We start from the raw sequence: 1,090 nt of genomic DNA, 5'->3' as shown, positions 1-1,090 counted from the left end.
TTCGCAGGATACGGTGGTCGATCGCCATCTCGATCCTTTTTGGGTGTGCGATGTCGAACGCCCGGAAGAGGTCAGGCCCAACACGCCGCGCTACTTTCTGCAAACTTCACCGGAATTCGGCATGAAGCGGCTTCTCGCCAGTGGCGGGCCAGGGGCCATCTATCAGATCACCCGGGCGTTTCGACGCGGGGAGAGCGGTCACCAGCACAATCCCGAATTCACCATCGTGGAGTGGTATCGCGTCGGCGACGATTATCAATCTGGGATGGAGCTTCTCGCCGACTTGGCCGAAAGAATTTTGAAAACCGGACGCCCCACCATTTGCACCTACAGCGAGGTTTTCCAGGACGCTGTGGGAATTTCCCCTCTGCAGGCCAGCGGATCGCAGCTTCAGGGCGTTGCCCGCTTTCTCGGCATCGCCTGGCCCGACTCTTTGACCGTCGATGACCGCGACGGCTGGCTCGATCTGCTGTGGTCGGAGTGCGTCCAGCCCCGGTTGGGACACAATCGCCCCGTCATCGTATGTGACTATCCACCCAGTCAGGCGGCGCTGGCTGTCGTGCGGGCCGACCCTCTACCGGTAGCCGAACGTTTCGAACTGTTTTTCCGTGGCGTGGAGCTGGCCAACGGGTACCACGAACTGCGCGACCCCGAGGAACTGCGGAGACGGATTCGCGCCACCAACGTCCAGCGGATCAGCGATGGAAAAAGCCCCCTCCCTGAGGAGAGCCGCCTCCTTCGCGCGATGGAACATGGGTTACCGCCGTGCGTCGGCGTGGCCCTGGGATTTGACCGCGTCGTCATGCTGCGTACCGGGGCGCAGTCTTTGCGAGAGGTCCTCGCCTTTCCGTTCGATATCGCCTGAGCAGGCCCCCTCTGGTCGTCTTCGTGTGAAGCCAAAAGACGAAGTCCGGCCCGACGCTGATTGTCCAGCGATTGAAACCCGCATCGGCGCTGAGTCATCCCCGCTTTGTCTCCCCCTCCAAGGCGCGTGAAGCTCGGCAAGGTCTCAAGAAGGGTAAGCCGGAGGGATGTGTTTGTCAGGTCTAAATATCGCTGACTACACGGTAGGGGCAATTCACGAATTGCC

At 61.0% G+C, this 1,090-nt stretch carries 1 protein-coding gene; it reads left to right on the top strand.

Features of this window, described 5'->3' with window-relative positions:
• The coding region (gene epmA / locus H5U08_RS19590) for an EF-P lysine aminoacylase EpmA (RefSeq protein ID WP_297037096.1) at positions 1-865 on the top strand (865 nt) is incomplete at its 5' end.
• Positions 866-1,090: the final 225 nt, after the last annotated feature.

Source organism: Thermogutta sp. (assembly GCF_014359955.1).
In the GTDB taxonomy this organism is placed as follows: domain Bacteria; phylum Planctomycetota; class Planctomycetia; order Pirellulales; family Thermoguttaceae; genus Thermogutta.
The sequence above is the reverse complement of the archived record's forward strand: the minus strand, read 5'-3'. Positions and strand labels throughout refer to the sequence as shown.